The sequence below is a fragment of the Janthinobacterium sp. SUN211 genome (assembly GCF_030587315.1).
GTDB lineage: Bacteria > Pseudomonadota > Gammaproteobacteria > Burkholderiales > Burkholderiaceae_D > Janthinobacterium > Janthinobacterium kumbetense.
In genome coordinates, this window is record NZ_JAPWIC010000004.1 from 106737 (window position 1) to 127855 (window position 21119).

A 21119-nucleotide genomic window follows, 5' to 3' on the forward strand; every position below is an offset into this window, starting at 1 on the left:
CTCCATTGGCGGCAGCGTCTCGGTGCCTGGCCGTATTCTACCCAGTTTCGCCGCGCGCTCCATGGCCGGCATTGCCTATTTTACATTTCCTTGTCCAAAACAGCTATTTGCGCCAACAGTGCGCGCAATTGCGGCAAATGCAGGGCCACCTGCGTCCAGCGCCCGCCGTCCGCCGCTTCCTCCATTTCCGTGCACAGCATGTGCAGCTGTGTTTCATCGAGATAGGCGGCGCTGCCCTTCAAACCGTGCAGCAGGCGCCCGGCGTTGTCCTTGTCCTGCGCCGCCAGGGCGTCGTCGAGTTCACGCAAACGCCCTTCCAGGTCGGCGACGAAGGCGACGCGGATGCGCCGTTGCAGTTCGCCGCTGCGAATGGACTGGGAAGGCGCCGCGACGGGAACTGCCGGCGCGATGCCGAACAGGGCGTCGAGTTCGGCCTGTCCCCGCGCCGTGGCGCGCGGCGCGTTCGACGGCATGCGCGGCAACATGAAACCGCGCTGCAGCTGGCGCTCGATGGCGCGCGCCAGCAAGCCATGCAGCACCGCCTCGTCGACGGGCTTGCTGAGGAAATCATCCATGCCGACGCCAAGATAGCGGCTGCGGTCTTCTTCGCTGGCATTCGCCGTCAGGGCCACGATCATCAATTCCTGGTCGCGCACGGGCTGGTCCGGCCAGCCGCCCACGCGGATCAGGCGCGTCGCCGTGGCGCCGTCCATCTCCGGCATGCGCCCGTCCATCAGGATCAGGTCATAGCGCGTATGCACGCAGGCCGCCACCGCCAGCACGCCGTTGGCGACCACGTCGACCCGGTGCCCCAGCTCTTCGAGCATGACGCGGATGATGATCTGGTTGGTGGGGAAGTCTTCCGCGCACAGCACGCGCAACTGGTGGCTGTGCGGCGCCAGCGCCACCTGCGGCACCAGCGGCGGCGCCACGCCATCGGCCAGCGGCAAGGTGAAGGCAAAGGTACTGCCCTGCCCCGGCGTGCTGGCCACCTCGATCTGGCCATCCATCAGTTCGACCAGCTGGCGGCAGATCGCCAGGCCCAGTCCCGTGCCGCCGTAGCGCCGCGTGGTGCTGGCGTCGGCCTGCTCGAATTTCTGGAACAGGCGCGCCATGGCATCGGCATCGATGCCGATGCCGCTGTCGCTGACGGTAAAGCGGATCAGGTTGACCTTGCGTCCGCCGCTGCCGCTGGCCACGCCGGCCCGCTCGACGCTCACGCTGACGCCGCCGCGCTGGGTGAACTTGAACGCATTGCCGACCAGGTTGACCAGCACCTGGCGCAAGCGGGTCGGGTCGCCCACCACGAAGGGCGGCAGGTCGGGCGCGAAATCGATGGCGAAACCGATGCTGCGCGCGGCCGCCTGCTCCTCGAACAGGGTGACGACCGTCTCGATCGCCGCGCCGAGCGCGAAGTCGATGTTTTCGATACTCAGCTTGCCCGCCTCGATCTTGGAAAAATCGAGCAAGTCATTGATGATCACCAGCAGCGACTGGGCGTTGGCCTGGCCGCGCAGGATCTGCTCCCGCGTGGCGTCGTGCAGCTGCTCGTCGCGCAGGGCAAAGCCTAGCATGCCGATCACGCCGGCCAGGGGCGTGCGCATCTCGTGGCTCATGTTGGCCAGGAATTCCGACTTCTGGCGCGTCGCGTCCTCGGCCTTGCGCTTGGCCTGGCGCAGGCTTTCCTCGTTTTTCGTCAGGCTGCTGTTGACTTGCGCCAGCTTTTCCGACTGCGCCAGCACTTCGATTTCCTTGCTCTGCAACTCGGCCGTGCGTTCGCTGACCTGCTTTTCCAGTTCATTCTGCTGATGCCGCAGCGCGCGCACGCGCTGGCGGTACGCGCCATAGATGGCGCCCAGCAGCAGCGCCGCCATCAGGGTGCGGAACCACCAGGTTTTCCAGAACGGCGGCAGGATCGTGATGGCCAGGGTGGCGCCGCTCTCGTTCCACACGCCGTCCTTGTTGGCCGCCTTGACGCGAAACACGTAGTTGCCGGCATCGAGGTTGGTATAGGTGGCAAAGCGCCGCCCCGCATCCGTCATGACCCAGTCCTGATCGAAGCCTTCGAGCCGGTAGGCGAACATGTTGCGCTGGGGCGCGGCGAAATGCAGGGCCGCGAATTCCAGCGAAAAGACGCTTTCGCGGCTGGTCAGCACCAGGTTGCGCGTATGGTCGATCGCCGCCTTGAGCACGTGCGTGAACTCGCCGCGGCCGATGGCCACCGGCTTGTTGAATATCTGCAGTTCCGTGATGGCCACCAGCGGCGGCACGCGGTTGTCGTGGATATCCTCCGGCACAAACGCCGTCATGCCGTTGAAGCCGCCGAAATACATGGTGCCATCGGCCGCGCGCAGGGCCGCGCCATCGAAGTACGAGCCTTCCACCGTACCATCGGCGCTGTCGTAATTGCGGAACAGGCCGCTGCGCATGTCGAGCCGCGTGATGCCGCTGTTCGTGCTCAGCCACAGCTGCTCGTTGTCGTCGCCGAGGATGCTGGCGACGGCGTCGTCGGCCATGCCATCCTTGCGCACGAAGCGGCGGAAGCGGATCTCGCCCTTGGCGTCGACGTCCATGCGGTTCAAGCCATTGGCCGTGCCCACCCACAGCACGCCGCGCTTGTCTTCGTGCAGGAAATGCACTTCATCGTGGCTCAGGCTATGCGGGTTTTGCGGATCGTGGCGGAAATGGCGGAAGTGGCCGCTGGCGCGGTCCAGCAAGTCCAGGCCGTGGAAGGAACCTATCCACAAGCGCCCCTTGCCGTCTTCCAGCACGGGCCGCACCATGTTGTCGGACAGGCTGTTCGGGTTGGCCGGGTCGTGGCGGTAGGTGGTAAAGCGGCGGCTGACGGGGTCGAAACGGTGCACGCCGCCCCGCGTGGAGACCCACAGCATGCCGCTGCGGTCGCTCACGATATTGCGGATCGTGTCGCTGTTCGGGTCGCCGGCGGCAAAGCGCATGGTGAAGAAGCGCCCGAGGGCCGGATCGAAGCGGTGCAAGCCCGTCGAGCCGCCCACCCACAGCACGCCGTCCGGCGCCTTGTACAGGGTGGTGACCTGCTCGTCGCGCGACATGCCGGGCGAGCTGCGCAGATCGAACAGCCGCGAGCTGCCGTCGCGCGTGTCGTACAGTTTCAGGCCGCCCTTGGTGGCCAGCCACAGCTTGCCATCGCCGGCATCGGCCACGGCGCGCACTTTCTTGTCCGCCAGCGCGCCCACGTCGCCGGGCGCGCGCGCCATGCGCGAAAAGCCGCCACTGCCCAGGTCGACCCGGCTCACGCCGCTGTACCAGGAGCCGACCCAGAAGGTACCGGCGCGGTCGCGGTACAAGGACGACAGCTGGTTGTCGGCGACGCTGAATTTGTCGCCCGTCTGGTGCCGGTATTGCAGGAAGGTGTCGCTCGCGGGCAGCCAGCGGAACAGGCCATCGGCATTGCTGCCCAGCCAGACGGTGGCGTCGACATCCTGGTACAGGCTGGCGACGCGGATGGCGGAAAAGCCATGCTTCTCGCCGAAGCGCACGCGCGCCTGCGGCGGCTGGCCGGCGCCGCCCAGGCGCCAGCGCTCGGCGCCCGCCATGGTGCCGATCCACAGGTTCTGCTGGCGGTCGATCAGCAGCGACTGGATCACGTTGTATTTCGAGCCGGGCTCCGTATCGACGGCAAAATGCTCGAAGCGCTCGCTGCCAGGCGCCAGCATGTCCAGGCCCGTTACCGTGCCGATCCACAGGCGCTGTTGCGCGTCCAGCGCCAGCGCCTTGATTTCATTGTCGCCCAGGCTGTGCGGGTTGCCCTCTTCATGGTGCCAGGTGCGGAAGGTGCCCGTGGCCGGGTCGAAATGCTGCAAGCCGTCCGAGGTGGCGATCCAGAAGCCGCGCGCGCCATCGTCGAGGATGGCGTGGATATGCCGGTTGCCGTTGCCGCGCTTGCTCTTTTCAGCCGGGACATAATGGATGAAGGTCTGGCTGGCGGCGTCGAAGCGGTCCAGGCCATTGTCGGTGCCGATCCACAGCTGGCCCTGGCTATCGACGTGCAGCTCGCCCACCCAATTGTCGGCCAGGCTGGTCTTGTCGCCCTCGATATTCTTGTAGACGACCATGCGGTAGCCATCGTAGCGGCTCAGGCCAGACTGGCTGCCGAACCACATATAGCCCTGCCGGTCCTGGGCGATGGCCAGCACCGACTCCTGCGCCAGGCCCTGGTCGACGCTGAGCTGGTCGAAACGCAGGGTGGGCGCAGGCGCCGCCGCGGCCGGGACGCCCAGCAGCAGAATTAACAGTAAAGCAACATCGCAAACACGTCGAAATACCAGCACAATCGTCCTGTCAAAAAAAACGCGAAAAACCCGCACACCGCTCCAGGGGCCGTCTCAGGAACCAAAGAACGCCAGGACATCATCCTTGCGGGCTTGCGTATCGCGCTGTCCAAGACGGATCAGCTCGTTAGTATACGTCGATTCGAACAATAAATACGATGCCAGCGCCGCGCCGCGCGCTTCGGCCGCGCCGATACCCGACAACATGGTGCGGATGGGGCGGGGCAAACTGCCGATATGCCGGCTGGCGATGGCGTCGAGCCGCTCGGACGGCGCGATGACCAGCAATTCCACGGGCCGCAAGGCCGTCTTGCCCAGCAATTCGGGCGGCAGCATCGACAGGGTCAGGTTGATGCGGTTCAGGCGCTCGATGTCGACGGCCAGGCCATCGAGGAAGATCGACGACAGCGCGTGGCCGGCAATCTGCGCCAGGCTCGGGTAGCGTGCCGCTTCGGACGCGGCGGGCGCCGGTTCCGTCATGCGCCCCGCCCCCACCACCAGCACCTTGTTCGCGCCCAGGTGGATCGCCGGCGAGATCGGCGCCAGCTGGCGCATGGAACCGTCGCCGCAATATTCGCGCTGGCCGCCCACGTACAGGGGCACGGCGGGAAAGATGAAGGGGATGGCGGCCGAGGCGAGCAAGTGCTCCACGCCGATCTGGTCCGGCAGGGCCAGGCGCTGCGTGCGCACCCAGGGCGCGATATCCTCGGCCGTCTGGTAAAACGTCATGTGGCGGCTGCCCGAGTACGACGACGCCGTCACGGCCAGCGCATGCAGCAGGCCGTCGGCCAGGGCCGCGTCCAGGCGCGGCAGGTCGAGCATGCGGTGCAGCAGGCTGACCAGCGGCGTATTGTCGAGCAGGGAGCTGGGCGGCGACGCGTGCCACTGGCGCAGCAGCCAGCCGAACGACAGCAACGACAGCCAGCGCGCGCCCGAGCGGATCACGCCCAGCGAATCGGCCCGGTAGACTTGCTCGACTTCGATGTGCTGCCACACGTCGAGCAGCTTTTGCACGCCTTCGCCGAAGTTATCGGCACGGCAGGCCAGCGCCGTGGCGTTGATGGCGCCGGCCGAGGTGCCGCAGATGATGTCGAACGGGTTGCGCGCCGGCGCCCAGCCCGCTTCCCACAAAATCGCCGAAATCGCCTGCAGCACGCCCACCTGGTAGGCGGCACGGGCGCCTCCTCCCGTGAGTATCAAGCCTGTTTTATTTTGCATTCCCATGCCGGCAGATTAGCAGGGTCTTGATACTTTGTGGAAAAGTTTCAATCTCCCTTGACCATGCCTTCACGGCGCGGATCGGCGCCGCCAAACCAGAAGTCCTTGCCATGCGCATTCAGCCGCATGATGCCCTGCAAGCCGGAATTCTGTTCGATCACGCGCACCTCGTGGCCCATCGCCTGCAGCGCCTCGACTTGCGCGACAGGCGCGCGGCCCTTTTCCAGCTCCGTCGGGCCATTGCGGCTGCCGAAGTTCGGCAGGCTGATGGCTTGCTGCACGTTCAAGCCCCAGTCCATGGTGCCGACCAGCACCTTGGCGACATAGTTGATGATGGACGAGCCGCCAGGCGAACCCGTCGCCAGCACCAGCTTGTGCGTGCCCTTCTCGAACACGAGGGTGGGCGACATGGCGCTGCGCGGACGCTTGCCCGCTTCGACCCGGTTGGCGATGGGGCCGTCCGCATCGCGCGAATCGAACGAGAAATCCGTCAGCTGGTTATTCAGCAAAAAGCCGTCGACCATCTGGCGCGAACCGAACGCGTCTTCCACGCTGGTGGTCATCGACAGGCCGCCCCCAAAAGCATCCACCGCCACCAGGTGCGAGGTCGACGGGCGCTGCAAGGCGTTGTCCATGCCCCACGCCACCTGCATGCCCGGCGGCGTGCCAGGCAAGGCGCGGCCCATGGATTTCTCGCCGATCAGCGAGGCGCGCTGCGCCAGATAGGTTTTATCCAGCATCGAGGCGACGCCATTGCCCGGCAGCGGCACGAAGTCCGTGTCCGCCACGTAGCGGTTGCGGTCCGCGTAAGCCAGGCGCCCCGCTTCCGAGAACAGGTGGATCGCCCGCGCGTCGAGCACGCCGTCGACGGGCGCATACGGCCGGATATCCTTCACTTCCAGCATGCCCAGCATCTGCGCGATGGCGATGCCGCCCGACGATGGCGGCGGCATGCCGCACACGGTCCAGGCCTTGTAATCGCTGCAGACGGGTTCACGCACCTTGGCGCGGTAGCCGGCGATGTCCTGCGCCGTCAGCTTGCCCGGATTGGTCGGATGCGCCGCCACCTTGGCGGCGATGTCGCGCGCGATGCGGCCGTTGTAAAACGCGTCGGCGCCGCCACGGGCGATCTCGCGCAGGGTGCGCGCCAGCTGCGGGTTTTTCAGCACGTGGCCGACGGGCCATGCCTTGCCGTCCGGGTCATAGAAATACGCGGCGGCGACAGGGTCGCGCTTCAGGGCCTGGTCCCAGTTCAGCAGGCCGTTGAGGCGCTGGCTGACGGGAAAGCCGCCGTGCGCCAGCTTGATGGCGGGGCCGAACAGGGTCGCCCACGGCAGCTTGCCGTGTTCCTTGTGCGCCAGTTCCAGCATGCGCAGCACGCCCGGCGCGCCCACGGAACGCCCGCCCACCACGCCCGTGGCGCGCGAGACGGGACTGCCGTCGGCATTCTGGAACAGGTGTTCATCGGCGCTGGCAGGCGCCGTTTCGCGTCCGTCGAACGCTTGCACGCCCTTGGCTGTGGAGTACAGCAAAAAGGCGCCGCCGCCGATGCCCGACGATTGCGGCTCGACCAGCGTGAGCACCAGCTGCGTGGCGATGGCCGCGTCGATGGCGCTGCCGCCCTTTTTCAGCATCTGATAGCCGGCATCGGCGGCCAGCGGATTGGCGGCGGCGACCATGAATTTCTGTGCCGCCCAACCCGATTTCTCCGCATACGCGGTGGCGATTTCCGGTGCCTTTTGCGGCACTTCGGCAAATGCGGGACTGGCAGCGAGGGCTCCCAGCAAGGTCAGGCTCAGCGCCAGCGGCTTCAATATGATCATGGATTCTCCGATAAAAAAAGGGCGCACAGCCAGGCAAGGCTGTACGCCCCATACGGGGGTATCCTACATCAAATGCCCGTCAGGGCACTGCCCCTTACTTGGGCTGCATGCGGATGGCGCCGTCCAGGCGGATGGTCTCGCCATTGAGCATGACGTTTTCCACGATGGCTTTCACCAGCTGCGCGTATTCGCCGGGCTTGCCCAGGCGCGAAGGGAACGGCACCATCTTGCCCAGCGCATCCTGCACTTCGGCCGGCATGCCCAGCAACATCGGCGTTTCGAAAATGCCGGGCGCCACCGTCATCACGCGGATGCCGTTGCGCGACAGGTCGCGCGCCATCGGCAGGGTCAGACCCACCACGGCCGCCTTCGACGACGCGTACGCGGCCTGGCCGATCTGGCCATCGTAGGCCGCCACGGAAGCCGTGTTGATGATGATGCCGCGCTCGCCTTCGGCCGTCGCATCCTGTTTCGCCATGGCGTCGGCCGCCAGGCGGCACATATTGAAGGTGCCCACCAGGTTGATGTTGACGACCTTCTGGAACAGGGCCAGCGGATGCGGGCCATCCTTGCCCACGGTTTTCACGGCAGGCGCCACGCCGGCGCAGTTGACCAGGCCGCGCAAGGTGCCAAGCTTCGTGGCTGCCGCCACCACGGCCAGGCCGTCCTCTTCCGACGTCACGTCGCACTGGACGAACACGCCACCGAGTTCAGCGGCCAGCGCCTGGCCCGCTTCCGTCTGCACGTCGGCCAGCACGACCTTGCCGCCGGCCGCCGTCAGCATGCGCGCCGTGGCGGCGCCCAAACCCGATGCGCCGCCCGTGATGATGAATACATTGTCCTGAATCTGCATGAAATCTCCTGAGTGATAAGGGCCGTGTTCCCGGCGCCTGATGGTTGATACATGATGCCATCATTACGTTTACGTAAACGTAATGTCGGCGACAATTGTAGCCATTTTTATGGTCACCGAGCGAAAACTTGCAGCGCTGGCGAATGAGAAAGTTAAAAACACTGCATGAAAGCGCCATTGCGGTGGCAGATGCGCCCGTTGGCATCGAGCGTGGCATTGCCCGCGCCGTTGTAGCGCGCGCCTGCCGCATCGCGGCAACCGCCTGAATCGCATGAGCCGATGGGCTGCGGCGCGCGCGGCATCGGCACGGCCGGGCTGGGCGGCAGGGGCGCGATGGGCACGACCGGTGACGCAGGCTGCGCCGGCATGCGGCCGATCACCTGCGCCACGGAACGGCGCGGCTGCACGGGCGGCGCCGGGCGGCACGGCTCCACCGCCAGCTTGCCACTGTCGCGCGGGTCGAGCTGGCACACGGGCAAAGGCTCAGTCAAGGACTCGGCAGGCGCCGCCTGCTCCTGCGCCTGGGCATGGCCGCCAGCGAGCTGCATGACGCAAGCCAGTGCCGATATCATTTTTGCCAGCCTCTTCATGCCGCCTCCAAAGCATCCATCGCGACTTTCATTATTGGCACACGCCGCGCCAGATGCCAGCGCGGGTAACAATTTGTCACGCTTGCACCTGCCATGTGCACAGCGTAACGGTGTTTTATTTCCTTTCAGCACTTTCCTTCTTGCCAGCATGGCATTACAATAAGAACGATTCTTATTCTCATTCGCAGGATGGGAGCGCATTTTTTACTCTTTTCATTCATTCATACCCGAGCCACCCGGAAGGCAGCCAGGAAATAACAACATCCGGAAAGTTCACCATGACCAAGCGTAGTCCCGCCTTCGCAGCCCCCGTTTCCACTCCCGCCCGCTCCATGCATTCCGCCGCCCTGCTCCTGCCCTGCCTGCTCTCGCTGGCCGTCAGCAACGCCTGGGCCGAAGGCAATGTGGCCGCCGATCCCACCATGAACACGGTGGTCGTCACGGCGTCCGGCACGGCCATCGACATCAAGGATGCGCCGGCCAGCATCAGCGTCATCACGCGCGAGGAAATCGAGCGCCAGCCCGTGTATGACTTGAATACCTTGCTGCGCCGTATCCCCGGCGTGACGGGCGGCACCGGCCCCGAAGGCGAAGCGTCGAAGATCAAGCTGCGCGGTTTGCCCGACAAATACACCCTGATCCTGGTCGACGGCAAGCGCGTGGGCAGCTCGAGCGACACGGCTTACCGTCCCGACCTGGGCCGCCAGGACTTGAACTGGATCTCGCCCGACATGATTGAGCGCATCGAAGTGGTGCGCGGACCCATGTCGTCGCTGTACGGTTCGGACGCCATGGGCGGAGTGATCAACATCATCACGCGCAAGGTGCCGGGCAAGTGGAACGGTTCGGCCACGGCCAACTACACGCAACCGCAGGAAAGCGACCGCGGCACGGCGCACCAGCTGGGCGTCAACCTGGCCGGCCCCCTGTCGGACACGGTGGGCATGCGCCTGGGCGTGAGCCAGACGCGCCAGAATCCCGATGAAAAATTCGACAAAGCGGGCGGCATCGGCGGCGAACGCAACCAGACTGTCTCGGGCCAGCTGACCTGGGCGCTGGGCAAGAAACAGAACCTGTCGCTGGACGCCAGCTATGGCAGGCAGGAAGCCAGCGGTTCGAGCACACGCGATGCGGACGGCGAGTCGCTGGTCCCCAGCTGGGGCGCCAACAAGCTGATACGCAAGAGCGTCAGCCTCGGCTACGAAGGCCGCTGGGACTTCGGCAAGACCACGGTCAACCTGTATCACAACGATTTCGACAACCAATTCGTCGGCACGGTGGCCAAATCCAAGGACAGCACGCTCGATGCCAGCCTGGAAAAACGGGTCGGCTGGGGCGGCATCGAGCAAATGCTGGTGATGGGCGGCCAGTGGAAGCACCAGGAACTGACGAACACGAACACCATCGGCACCGTGCCCACCGATTACCTGGGCAATACCGTGAGCGGCGCGACCCTGTCCGGCACCACCTCGGCCCTGTTTGCGGAAGATCAATTGTTCCTGCGCGAGGACTTGACGGCCACGGCCGGCCTGCGCCTGGACCACCACGGCAAGTTCGGCAACCACTACAGCCCGCGCCTGTACCTGGTGTACCACCCTGCCCCCGCCTGGACCATCAAGGGCGGCATCTCGCAAGGCTTCCGCGCCCCGAGCCTGAAGGAAAACTCGCCGGCGGCGGCGACCAACTCGGCCGGACGCGGTTGCGGCAGCCTCAAGCCGCTGGGCTACATCAAGGGCGACTGCTACATGGCCGGCAATGCGGACTTGAAGCCGGAAACGAGCACGGCCGGCGAGATCGGCGTGGCGTGGGAACAGAATGGCTGGGATGTGGGCTTGACCTACTTCCACACGGATTTCAAGAACAAGATCGACTATGCGCCGCTGGGCTTTTACCAGCAGCGCTGGTGGACCAAGATGACGAATATCCAGAAAGCGCGCACCAGCGGCCTGGAAGCGACGGCCACCATCCCGCTGACGAAAAACCTGAACTGGCGTAACAACGTCACCTACATGGCGGAAGCGAAAAACCTGACCACGGGCGCCAACCTGCTGTCGACGCCGAAGCTGTCGTGGTACTCGGCGCTGGGCTGGCAAGTCAACGACCAGCTGTTCGGCGAAGTCTCGGCCCAGTACACGGGCAAGGAACTCGACGCCGGCAAGCTGGCCGACAAGGCCTACACCATCGTCGACACCGTCGTGTCGTACAAGGTCACGCCGCAATGGACCGTGCGTGGCGGCGTGCAAAACCTGTTCAAGAAGGGTCCGATGGCCGATGGACTGGTCGACTATTACGTGCCGGGACGGCGCATGTTTGTCGGCCTGACGTCGCGCTTCTAAGCGGCTAGTACCGGGGCGGCGGCGTATCGGGCGGCGGCGTGGCGGCATTCGCCGGCACGCCGCCCAGCATCCGCCCGGCCGCGGGCACCTTGTGGCCGCTCGCATACATGCATTTTTGATAAGAATCGTCGTAGCTGCGCTGCATGCCATGCGAGGAACTGTCGGCCGCGCCCGGGCCGGCCAGCTGCGCCTGCGCGTAGCCACGGCAACTGCCGTCATCGACGCGGAATTGCTCGGGGCTCTTGCCCGTGCCGGGCAAGGCCGTGGCCGACGGCCCTTCCGGCATCACCGTGCAGGCGGCCAGCAGCAGGGGCGCCAGCAGGCCGGCACGCCCCATCAACGCTTTCGTGTTCATCTTCGCCTCCCCGTCAGCGCACGCTGGTCGGCAGCACGGCACGCCATGCCGTACTGCAATTTTTCACATAGGGATAATAGCCCTGCGGCCTCGCGCAGTAATACCACATCTGCACCGTCGGCTCGCCGCCCTGCTCGATGTACACGGGCGGCGGCTGCACGATCAGGGTGCGCCCATATGGATAGGGATAGCCATACCACGGGTCGCCATACCAGCCCGGCCCGTAGCCATACCACCAGGGCGATCCCACCCAGACGCCCACGTGCGAACGACCATGGAAGTGGCCGTGGCCGCCGTGAAAGCCGCCATGCCGGCCCGGGGCCGCCTGGGCCACTCCCGCCGTGACCGCCAATACCAAGAGCGCCGCCAGCGCGCCGCCCTTCCTGCTGATGCTGTCCATGACATCCTCCCGCCTTCATGCCCAACTGTGACGCTCATTCCATTATTGACAGAGAGCCAGCACAAGCAAAGGCGCCGTAACAATTGCTCACCTTTGATACGCCGAGGATATGGACGGCAGGAAAGTTTCATTTGCGCAAAATACAAACAGCCCCGCGGCGCTGGCCACGGGGCTGCAGGGGTGGCGCAGTTTATTGCGCGGGCAAGCTTTGCACGGGTGTGGCCGGCGCCAGGATGGGCGGCGCGGGCGCGTGGATGGGCGCCGGCGCCTTGACGGCCAGCCAGCCCGTGGCCGGCAGCAGCGGCACCAGCAGCAGGGCCACGATATTGATGATCTTGATCAAGGGGTTCACTGCCGGCCCAGCCGTATCCTTGTACGGGTCGCCCACCGTGTCGCCCGTGACGGCCGCCTTGTGCGCGTCCGAACCCTTGCCGCCGAAATGGCCATCCTCGATGTATTTCTTCGCATTGTCCCAGGCGCCGCCGCCCGTGGTCATGGAAATGGCCACGAACAGGCCCGTGACGATCGTCCCCATCAGCAAGCCACCGAGCGCCGCAGGCCCCAGCAACATGCCCACAACGATGGGCACCACCACGGGCAGCAGCGACGGCACGATCATTTCACGGATGGCCGACGCCGTCAGCATGTCCACGGCCTTGTCGTATTCTGGCCGTGCCGTGCCTTCCATGATGCCCTTGATGTCGCGGAACTGGCGCCGCACTTCCACCACCACGGCGCCTGCCGCGCGGCCCACGGCTTCCATCGCCATGGCGCCGAACAGATACGGTATCAAGCCGCCGATGAACAGGCCGACGATGACCATGGGGTTCGACAAATCGAAGGTGATGTGCTGGCCCACGGATTCGAGCGCATGCGTGTAGTCGGCGAACAGCACCAGCGCAGCCAGCCCGGCCGAGCCGATGGCGTAGCCCTTGGTGACGGCTTTGGTCGTGTTGCCGACGGCATCCAAAGGATCGGTGATGGCGCGCACGGAGTCGGGCAAGCCCGACATTTCCGCGATGCCGCCCGCGTTATCCGTGATGGGGCCATACGCGTCGAGGGCGACGATGATGCCCGCCATCGACAGCATGGAAGTGGCCGCGATGGCGATGCCGTACAGGCCCGCCAATTGATACGAAACGAGGATGGCGACGCAGACGGCCAGCACCGGGTACGCCGTGGACTTCATCGACACGCCCAGGCCGGCGATGATGTTCGTGCCATGGCCCGTCGTCGACGCTTCGGCGATGTGGCGCACGGGCTTGAAATCCGTGCCCGTGTAGTACTCGGTGATGTACACCATCAGGCCCGTGAGGACGATGCCGACGACGGTGGCGCCCAGCATCTTGTAGCGCATGGCGTCGTCGGGCCACAGCAGCCACGTCACCACGGCAAAACCGACCAGCGACAGGCCGGCCGCCCACCACAATCCCGTGTACAGGGCCGACATGATCTTCTTGCCGGGGGCCGTCTTCACCATCGAGCAGCCGACGATGGAAGCGAGGATGGAGACGGCGCCCAGCAGCAGCGGGTAGATGATGGCCGTGCTGCTGGCCTCTGCCATCAGCAGTGCGCCCAGCAGCATGGTGGCGATCAGGGTCACGACATAGGTTTCGAACAGGTCGGCCGCCATGCCGGCGCAGTCGCCCACGTTGTCGCCCACGTTGTCGGCGATGACGGCCGGGTTGCGCGGATCGTCCTCGGGGATGCCCGCTTCGACCTTGCCCACCAGGTCCGCGCCCACGTCGGCGCCCTTGGTAAAGATGCCGCCGCCGAGCCGCGCGAAGATGGAAATGAGCGAGGCGCCGAAGGCCAGGCCGATCAGGGGCTTGATCAGGTCATGCTGCGTGAGGCCGGGCGCGCCCGTCGTCGCCAGCAGCCAGTAGAACAGGGTCACGCCCAGCAGGCCCAGTCCCACCACCAGCATGCCCGTGATCGCCCCGCCCTTGAAGGCCACGTTCAGCGCCTGGTTGATGCCCAGGGTGGCCGCCTGCGCCGTGCGCACATTGGCCCGCACGGAGACATTCATGCCGATGAAGCCGCAGGCGCCCGACAGCACGGCGCCGATCAAGAAGCCCAGCGCCGTGTGCAGGCCAAGCAGCGCATAGATGGCGATCAACAACACCACGCCGACAATGGCGATGGTGCGGTACTGGCGCGCCAGGTAGGCGGCCGCGCCCTGCTGGATGGCCAGGGCAATTTCCTGCATGCGCGCGTTGCCGGGATCCTGCCTCAGGATCCAGCTGCGCGACACCAAACCGTAAATGACTGCGACCACGCCGCAGGCTACCGCAAACCACAAGCTGGCTGCCATATCGTCCCCTTCTGTTTTTATCCGACGTCATTGCCAACAGCTGCAGACCGCACCGGGTAGGCACGCGCAGCCAGGAAAACACGACCTGCAAAAAACCTGAACTACGAAAACGATACTGCACCGCTGTTGAAAAGCGGGCACAAAAAAAGCGGACACTCAGGTCCGCTTTTCATAAACTGCTTATTCCGCCAGGGCGGCAAATGCGCTGTCGCGGATTTGCTCGACCGGACCGACGCCGGCGATGCGGCGGTATTTCGGTGCGCCTGGCAGGCCGGACTTGGCCCAGTCATTGTAGTAGCCCAACAAGACCTTGGTCTGGTTGTGGTACACGTCCAGGCGCTTCTTGACCGTTTCCGCCTTGTCGTCGTCGCGCTGAATCAGCGGTTCGCCGGTGATGTCATCGACGCCGTCGACCTTGGGCGGGTTGAATTTGACGTGATACACGCGGCCCGAACCCGGGTGGCTGCGGCGGCCGTCCATGCGCTCGATGATCGAAGCGTCAGGCACGTCGATTTCCAGCACGTAGTCGACATTGATGCCGGCGTCTTTCATGGCGTCCGCTTGCGCGATGGTGCGCGGGAAACCGTCGAACAGGTAGCCATTGGCGCAATCGGCTTCCTGCAGGCGATTCTTGACCAGGCCGATCATGATGTCGTCCGACACGAGGCCGCCCGCATCCATGACTTTTTTCGCGGCCAGGCCCAGTTCGGAGCCTTCCTTGATCGCCGCGCGCAGCATGTCGCCCGTGGAGATTTGTGGAATGTTGTATTTTTCTTTGATGAAATTAGCTTGGGTGCCCTTGCCGGCACCGGGTGCTCCTAAAAGTATCAGACGCATTGAAAAGTTCCTAAAAAACAGATTTTGGATGGTGGTATGTGTAATTTTTTTTAGATGGTGTTGCTAAGGCTATCTTTCCCTACGAAACTTACCACAAAAAATCCCCGGAACGCCAGTTTGCTATCGAATTGCTATGCCCTGATTGATCAAAGCCAGCAATTCGCGCGGCGCACGTTTCAAAATGTGGTTTTTACTGCAGGCGCACAAAATTATATTTGCACGCCTGCCGTTTTGCGGGTAGCGCTTACAGGGCGCCGTAGTGGGCTTGCACCCTGGCAAGATCTTCCGGCGTGTCGACACCGGCGGCCGGGGCGCTATCGGTCACGTGGACGGCGATGGCAACACCGTGCCACAGCACGCGCAACTGCTCCAGCGCTTCGATGGCTTCCAGCGGCGAGGCGGACAATTGCGGATATTCTTGCAAAAACGCATTGCTGTACGCATACAGGCCGATATGCCGCAGGGGCACGTAGCCTGCCGGCAAGCTGTCTTTCGACTGCGCGAAGCCGTCGCGGTGCCAAGGGATGGTGGCGCGCGAGAAATACAAGGCGCGGCCGTTCTTGTCCAGCACAACCTTCACCACGTTCGGATTGAACGCGTCGGCCACATCATGCAGCGGATGGGCGCAGGTAGCCATGGGGACGGCGGCGCTGATCTGCGCCGCGCAGGCGGCCAGCAGGGCCGGATCGATCAACGGTTCGTCGCCCTGCAGGTTGACGACGACGGCGTCCGGCGGCAGCCCGAGCGTGCGCGCCACTTCGGCGATGCGGTCAGTGCCCGACGGATGGTCGCTGCGCGTCATGCACACTTCCACGCCATGCACGGCGCAGGCTGCGCGGATGCTGTCATGGTCGGTGGCGACGATGACGCGCGCGGCGCCCGAGAGCAGCGCCTGCTCGGCTACGCGCACCACCATGGGTTTGCCGCCCAGGTCGGCCAGCGGCTTGCCCGGCAGGCGCGTCGAGGCCAGGCGGGCCGGGATGATGACGATGAACGCCATCGTTATTCCACTGCGTCTTGCAGGGTGCGCGCTTCGTCCGCCCACATGATGGGGATGCCATCGCGGATAGGATAGGCCAGACGGTCGGCGCGGCAAATCAGTTCCTGCGCCTTCTTATCGTGTTCAAGCGGACCCTTGCAAACAGGGCAGACCAGGATATCAAGCAGTCGAGCGTCCACGACATTTCTCCACAATTTGTTGGGCCAGCGCGCTATCGATGCGCGCACTGACGGGGACGACCCACAGTCTCGGGTCATCTTTGAGATGTTCAATTTGCGCACATTTTACTGCATCCTTCTCGGTGATCAAGATCACATCCGTGTCGAGGGCGGCAAATGGCTGGTCGAGGAAGTCGTGATGGTCGGGCAGGGGCAGTTCCGTGAAGTCCAGTCCGGCCCCGCGCAGCATGGCAAAGAAGCGCCCGGGATTGCCGATGCCGGCCGCCGCCACGATGCGCTGGCCGCTGGCCGCCAGGTCGGCAAGGGCCATGCTTTCGCCGCGGTTCAGCATGCGCTCGGCCACGCCGCCGGCCAGCCGCATCTGTACCACCAGCCCGCCTTGCGGCGCGACCTGGTCCACCAGTGCCGGCGCCAGCTCGGGCGCATTGATCACCGTCACGTCGCGCCGGCGGCGCGGCGATTCGCGCAGCGGTCCTGCCGGCAGCAGCCAGCCATTGCCGGCGCCGCGGCCGTCGAACAGCACGATTTCCACGTCGCGCTGCAGGGCGTAATGCTGCAAGCCGTCGTCCGTCACCAGCACGTCGACATCCGGGTGCGCGGCCAGCAGCGCCCTGCCCGCTTGCGCGCGGTCGCGCCCCACCACCACGGGGCAGCCGCCGCGCTGGAAGATCAGCAGCGGCTCGTCGCCCACCTGCTGCGGCGTGGAGGCGGTGCTGACGGCGCGCGGCAAGCGGTCGGCGCTGCCATGGCCGCGCGAAATGACGCCCGGGCGCATGCCCGCGTCGCGCAAGGCTTGCACCAGCCAGATCGTCAACGGCGTCTTGCCCGTGCCGCCGATGAAAATGTTGCCGACGACAACGACGGGCACGGGCAGGCGCGCCGATTTCAGGAGGTTGGCCCGGTACAGGCCACGCCTGACGCTGCTCAAGGCGCCGAACAACAGCGACACGGGCCACAGCGCGCACGCCAGCGGGCCGCGCGTCAGCCAGGCGCGGGTGAGAGTGGATTCAAGCTTGAGGGGTGAGGAAGTGGGCATGCGGTGAAGGGTAAAGGGCTGGGGTCTGACCCGGCGGGTCAGTCCCCAATTTTGTTGCCGGTAACGGTCGGAACTTACTTGCCGCCCGCCTGCGCCGCAAACGTCAGCTTTTCATAACCGGCCAGTCGCGCCGCTTCCATGACGTGGATGACCATCTGGTGCATGGCGAACTGGTCGGCGTTGACCACCACGACGGGCGTCTGCGCGGGCGCCTTGCCGCCATTGGCCGCCTTGGCCGCATCCTGCAAGGCGTCAGCCAGGCCGGCCACGTCGCGGAACGAGACGGGTTCGCGGTTGACCGTGTAGTTGCCCTTGGCATCGATGGTGACGTCGAGCTGCTGCGGCTTGTCCTTCGCTTGCTCGGCATCGGCCGTCGGCAAGGTGATCTGCAGCTCCGTGAACTTGCTGTAGGTGGTGCTGACCATGAGGAAGATCAGGATCACCAGCAACACGTCGATGAACGGGATCAGGTTGATTTCGGGGTCTTCACGCCCCTTGCCTTTGCGGAAGTTCATTTGCGGCCACTGTGGACGATGTCGACGAACTTGACCGCTTGTTGCTCCATGTCAATGACAAAGCTGTCGACGAGGGCGCGGAAGTGGCGGTAGAAAATCAGGGCCGGCATGGCGATGGCCAGGCCAAACGCCGTGTTATACAAGGCGACGGAAATACCGTGCGACAGCGCCGCGTTCGACGCGGTGGCGCCGGGCGAGGCAAAAATCTCGATCATGCCGATCACCGTGCCGAACAGCCCCATCAGCGGCGCCAGGGTGGCGATGGTGCCCAGGGTCGTCAAGAAACGTTCCAGCGTGTGGGCCACGCCGCTGCCCGCCTCTTCGATCGATTCCTTCATCACTTCGCGCGGCGCGTCGACGTTGCGCAGGGCGGCGGCCAGCACCACGCCCAGCGGCGAGTTGCCTTCCAGCTTGGCCACCGTGTCCGGCGTGATCTTGCCGCTGCGATACACCTGCACCACTTCATCAAACAGCTTGCGGGGCAGTATCTTGACGCGGCGCAAATACAGCAGGCGCTCGATGATCAGGGCCAGGGCGACGATGGAAGCGATCAACAACAGCCAGATGGGCCAGCCAGCGGCTTGAAATATAGCGAGCAAAAGAAACTCCTGATAGAGGAAAGGCGATGAACCGCCCGAACAGCCTGTATTGTACCGAGCGCCGAAGACCGATTGTACGTCCGCGCGGGAATGGCGCAATGTAGCGCGTTGCCGCGCCGGCGGCAAGTGGCGCCCGCATGGCACTTGTCCACACGGCCCGGCGGGCGCGCGCCAAGCGCCCCCAGTTTTGCACACTTTGTGTGGATAAGATTGTGAGCAAGCATGAAGTCCAGCATGCAAGCCATTGATTTACAAGTGAATTATTGTACTGCGCAAAATACAGGCATAGCAGCTTATCGACAGGAGTCAATGTCATAAAATCAAGAATTCAAGAGTTCTGCACATTTACTGTGGACAAGATTGTGCGCAAAGCCGAGGAATTCAATTAAACCATTGATTTTAAAGGAAATTAAATCAATGAGTAAAAAAGTGGCAGCGAGCACGAAATCGACGCCAGAGTGACCGTCAAAGTTCTGCACACAATCTGTGGACAAGATTGTGTGCAAGCGCAAGGATACGCGCTAAGTACTTTGATTTATATCGTTTTTATTGCCATGCATAAAAATGTGGCAAGCGCTGAAAAGCGGGCTTTTATCGGTCCGATTGCGCTTCGAAACGGCAGTTTTCCACCGCAAAGGCAGTTTCGCACATAAAGTGTGGATAAGATTGTGAGCAAGCGGATTGACTCCATGCAAGATCATTGATTTTAAAGGAGTTTTTTTCAATGCTGAAAAATGAGGCAGTGCAACGACCTGGCCGAGTAGTGGAAAACCAGGCGAAAAAACGAAACGATTTATGCAGTTTTGCACATATTCTGTGGATAAGATTGTGAGCAAGGCCCACGATGTGATGCTATACCATTGATTTATATGGCTATTTTTATGCTGCGCAAAATTCAGGCAAGCCATGCCATGGGCATTCCAGTGGATAAATCCGGCGCCGCGCCAGAGTTCTGCACATTTTTTGTGGATAAGATTGTGCGCAAGGCCATGCATGGCATACTAAGCGCTTGATTCCTATGCTCTTTATTTCCGTGCGCAAAAATGTAGCAAGGCATTTTTATCGGTCAATGCCGGCTTGCCGGGCCATGTTTGTCCAAGGCAAAAAGTTCCGCACACTTTCTGTGGATAACTTTGTGCGTAAGTGGCAGGGGCTGTACTGATGTGCTTGATATTAAAGGTTTTTTTTCCTGTGCACGCAAATCAGGCATACGGGAATTCATCATGAAATCAAATACTTAGAAATAGAACTTGTTGTTTTGCACGATATATGACATAAGCATGACCTCGCCGATAATATGTGGACAGTTCCCTCACCTCCCCCAGCTTGATCATGACCGACACCCCGACTGACAGCGGCTTTGCCGCCCCGCCCGTGCTGACCGTCAGCGCCCTGAACCAGGCCGTCGCGCGCCTGCTCGAGCGCTCGTTTCCCCTGACCTGGATCGCCGGCGAGATTTCCAACTTCACGCGCGCCGCTTCCGGCCACTGGTATTTCACCCTGAAGGACGATGGCGCCCAGGTGCGCGCCGTGATGTTCCGCGGCCGCGCCCAGTTTGCCGGCTTCACGCCGCGCGAAGGCGACAAGGTCGAAGCGCGCGCCCTCGTCACCCTGTACGGCGCGCGCGGCGATTACCAGATCAACGTGGAAGCCATCCGCCGCGCCGGCGTGGGCGCCCTGTATGAAGCGTTCCAGCGCCTGAAGGAAAAGCTGGCCGCGCAGGGCCTGTTCGACCAGGAACGCAAGCGCGCCATCCCCATGTTCGCGCGCAGCATCGGCATCGTCACCAGCCCGCAGGCGGCCGCCCTGCGCGACGTCTTGATCGCGCTCAAGCGCCGCGCGCCGCACGTCAACATCATCCTCTACCCCACGCCAGTGCAGGGCCAGCAGGCGCCGGAAAAGATCGCGCACGCCATCCGCACGGCATCAACAAGGGCCGAGTGCGACGTGCTGCTGGTGTGCCGCGGCGGCGGCAGCATCGAGGATCTGTGGTCGTTCAACGATGAAGCCGTGGCATACGCGATCGCCGATTGCTCCATGCCCGTGATCAGCGGCGTGGGCCACGAGACGGATTTCACCATCGCCGACTTCGCGGCCGACCTGCGCGCGGCCACGCCGACGGCGGCGGCCGAACTGGCGGCCACGCCGCGCGCCGACTGGATGGCGTCCCTGCGCGCCGATGCGGCGGACCTGCGCCGCGCCATGCGCCGCAGCCTCGACGATGCGGCACAGACCCTGGACCGCCACAGCCGCCGCCTGCTCAACCCGAAGGCGCAGCTGCAGCAGCAGCGCCTGCAGCTGCTGGCCCTGTCGACGGCCATGACGCATGCGGCGCGCGCGCCCGTGAACCAGTCGCAGTACGCACTGGAACGCCTGCGTGCGCGCTGGGCGGCCTTGCGGCCCGACGTCACGGCGCCGCGCGCGCGCCTGGTGGAAATGCAGCGGCGCGGCGGCGCGGCCATGGCGCAGCAACTGACGCAGCGGCGCCACCGCCTCGACGGCCTGGCGGCGCAGCTGGAACTGTTGAATCCCCAGCGCACCCTGGAACGGGGCTACGCCATCCTGCGCGATGAAAAAGGCGCGATCGTGCGCTCGCCGGCGCAGCTGCAGGCGCGCCAGAACGTCAACGTGCACCTGGCCGAAGGCAGCGCGCAGATCGGCATCGCCAGCGTGCAAGCGAGTTTGGAATAAACGCTGGAACAAAAAAGGCCGGGGAAGAACCCCGGCCCAACACCTTCCCTACTGAGTGGACTG

At 64.1% G+C, this 21119-nt stretch carries 17 protein-coding genes; 2 read left to right on the top strand and 15 right to left on the bottom strand.

Features of this window, described 5'->3' with window-relative positions; all coding sequences use genetic code 11:
• Window positions 1-80 precede the first annotated feature (80 nt).
• From O3301_RS15300 to O3301_RS15320, 5 genes are all read right to left on the bottom strand, one after another.
• Window positions 81-4310 carry a two-component regulator propeller domain-containing protein gene (locus O3301_RS15300; RefSeq protein WP_305056785.1) on the bottom strand — a complete coding sequence of 1410 codons (4230 nt, stop codon included), beginning with the start codon at window positions 4308-4310 and terminating at the stop codon, window positions 81-83.
• A gap of 54 nt (window positions 4311-4364) precedes the next feature.
• Window positions 4365-5534, bottom strand: coding sequence for a patatin-like phospholipase family protein (locus tag O3301_RS15305; protein ID WP_034751717.1), 1170 nt, complete (start codon window positions 5532-5534; stop codon window positions 4365-4367).
• Between the two features lie 41 nt (window positions 5535-5575).
• Complete coding sequence (gene ggt / locus O3301_RS15310) at window positions 5576-7351, bottom strand: gamma-glutamyltransferase (protein WP_289906167.1); 1776 nt, start codon at window positions 7349-7351, stop codon at window positions 5576-5578.
• A gap of 94 nt (window positions 7352-7445) precedes the next feature.
• On the bottom strand, window positions 7446-8204 hold the full coding sequence (locus O3301_RS15315) for a 3-hydroxyacyl-CoA dehydrogenase (RefSeq protein ID WP_099665094.1): 759 nt from the start codon (window positions 8202-8204) through the stop codon (window positions 7446-7448).
• A gap of 152 nt (window positions 8205-8356) precedes the next feature.
• The gene (locus tag O3301_RS15320) at window positions 8357-8794 is read right to left on the bottom strand and encodes a hypothetical protein (RefSeq protein ID WP_305056786.1); all 438 of its coding nucleotides are present in this window, start codon (window positions 8792-8794) and stop codon (window positions 8357-8359) included.
• A 278-nt stretch (window positions 8795-9072) separates the two neighbouring features.
• Between O3301_RS15320 and O3301_RS15325 the strand changes: the two genes are divergently transcribed.
• On the top strand, window positions 9073-11130 hold the full coding sequence (locus O3301_RS15325) for a TonB-dependent receptor domain-containing protein (RefSeq protein ID WP_305056787.1): 2058 nt from the start codon (window positions 9073-9075) through the stop codon (window positions 11128-11130).
• A gap of 4 nt (window positions 11131-11134) precedes the next feature.
• Here O3301_RS15325 and O3301_RS15330 read toward each other — a convergent pair whose 3' ends face one another.
• From O3301_RS15330 to O3301_RS15375, 10 genes are all read right to left on the bottom strand, one after another.
• Entirely contained in the window at window positions 11135-11485 is a 351-nt protein-coding gene (locus O3301_RS15330; RefSeq protein WP_305056788.1) for a glycine zipper family protein, read from the bottom strand.
• 13 nt (window positions 11486-11498) lie between these two features.
• Window positions 11499-11885, bottom strand: a complete 387-nt coding sequence (locus O3301_RS15335) for a hypothetical protein (RefSeq protein ID WP_289900019.1) — start codon at window positions 11883-11885, stop codon at window positions 11499-11501.
• Window positions 11886-12075: 190 nt separating this feature from the next.
• Window positions 12076-14199 carry a sodium-translocating pyrophosphatase gene (locus O3301_RS15340; protein WP_289918351.1) on the bottom strand — a complete coding sequence of 708 codons (2124 nt, stop codon included), beginning with the start codon at window positions 14197-14199 and terminating at the stop codon, window positions 12076-12078.
• 180 nt (window positions 14200-14379) lie between these two features.
• Entirely contained in the window at window positions 14380-15036 is a 657-nt protein-coding gene (adk, locus tag O3301_RS15345; protein WP_077400901.1) for an adenylate kinase, read from the bottom strand.
• Between the two features lie 244 nt (window positions 15037-15280).
• Complete coding sequence (kdsB, locus tag O3301_RS15350; RefSeq protein WP_289918349.1) at window positions 15281-16036, bottom strand: 3-deoxy-manno-octulosonate cytidylyltransferase; 756 nt, start codon at window positions 16034-16036, stop codon at window positions 15281-15283.
• Between the two features lie 2 nt (window positions 16037-16038).
• Window positions 16039-16215, bottom strand: a complete 177-nt coding sequence (locus O3301_RS15355; RefSeq protein WP_010395789.1) for a Trm112 family protein — start codon at window positions 16213-16215, stop codon at window positions 16039-16041.
• Window positions 16196-17251 (bottom strand): tetraacyldisaccharide 4'-kinase, encoded by a 1056-nt coding sequence (gene lpxK / locus O3301_RS15360; protein WP_305056789.1) that lies wholly within the window; start codon window positions 17249-17251, stop codon window positions 16196-16198. The genes O3301_RS15355 and lpxK overlap by 20 nt, the downstream gene beginning before the upstream one ends.
• A gap of 74 nt (window positions 17252-17325) precedes the next feature.
• Window positions 17326-17766: a biopolymer transporter ExbD gene (locus O3301_RS15365; RefSeq protein WP_035825768.1), complete on the bottom strand. Its 441-nt coding sequence runs from the start codon at window positions 17764-17766 to the stop codon at window positions 17326-17328.
• Window positions 17763-18365, bottom strand: a complete 603-nt coding sequence (locus tag O3301_RS15370; protein ID WP_289906176.1) for a MotA/TolQ/ExbB proton channel family protein — start codon at window positions 18363-18365, stop codon at window positions 17763-17765. The genes O3301_RS15365 and O3301_RS15370 overlap by 4 nt, the downstream gene beginning before the upstream one ends.
• 521 nt (window positions 18366-18886) lie before the next feature.
• Window positions 18887-19360 (bottom strand): hypothetical protein, encoded by a 474-nt coding sequence (locus tag O3301_RS15375; protein ID WP_305056790.1) that lies wholly within the window; start codon window positions 19358-19360, stop codon window positions 18887-18889.
• 337 nt (window positions 19361-19697) lie between these two features.
• Here O3301_RS15375 and xseA point away from each other — a divergent pair, with 337 nt between their 5' ends.
• Complete coding sequence (gene xseA / locus O3301_RS15380; RefSeq protein ID WP_305056791.1) at window positions 19698-21056, top strand: exodeoxyribonuclease VII large subunit; 1359 nt, start codon at window positions 19698-19700, stop codon at window positions 21054-21056.
• The last annotated feature ends 63 nt before the right edge of the window (window positions 21057-21119 follow it).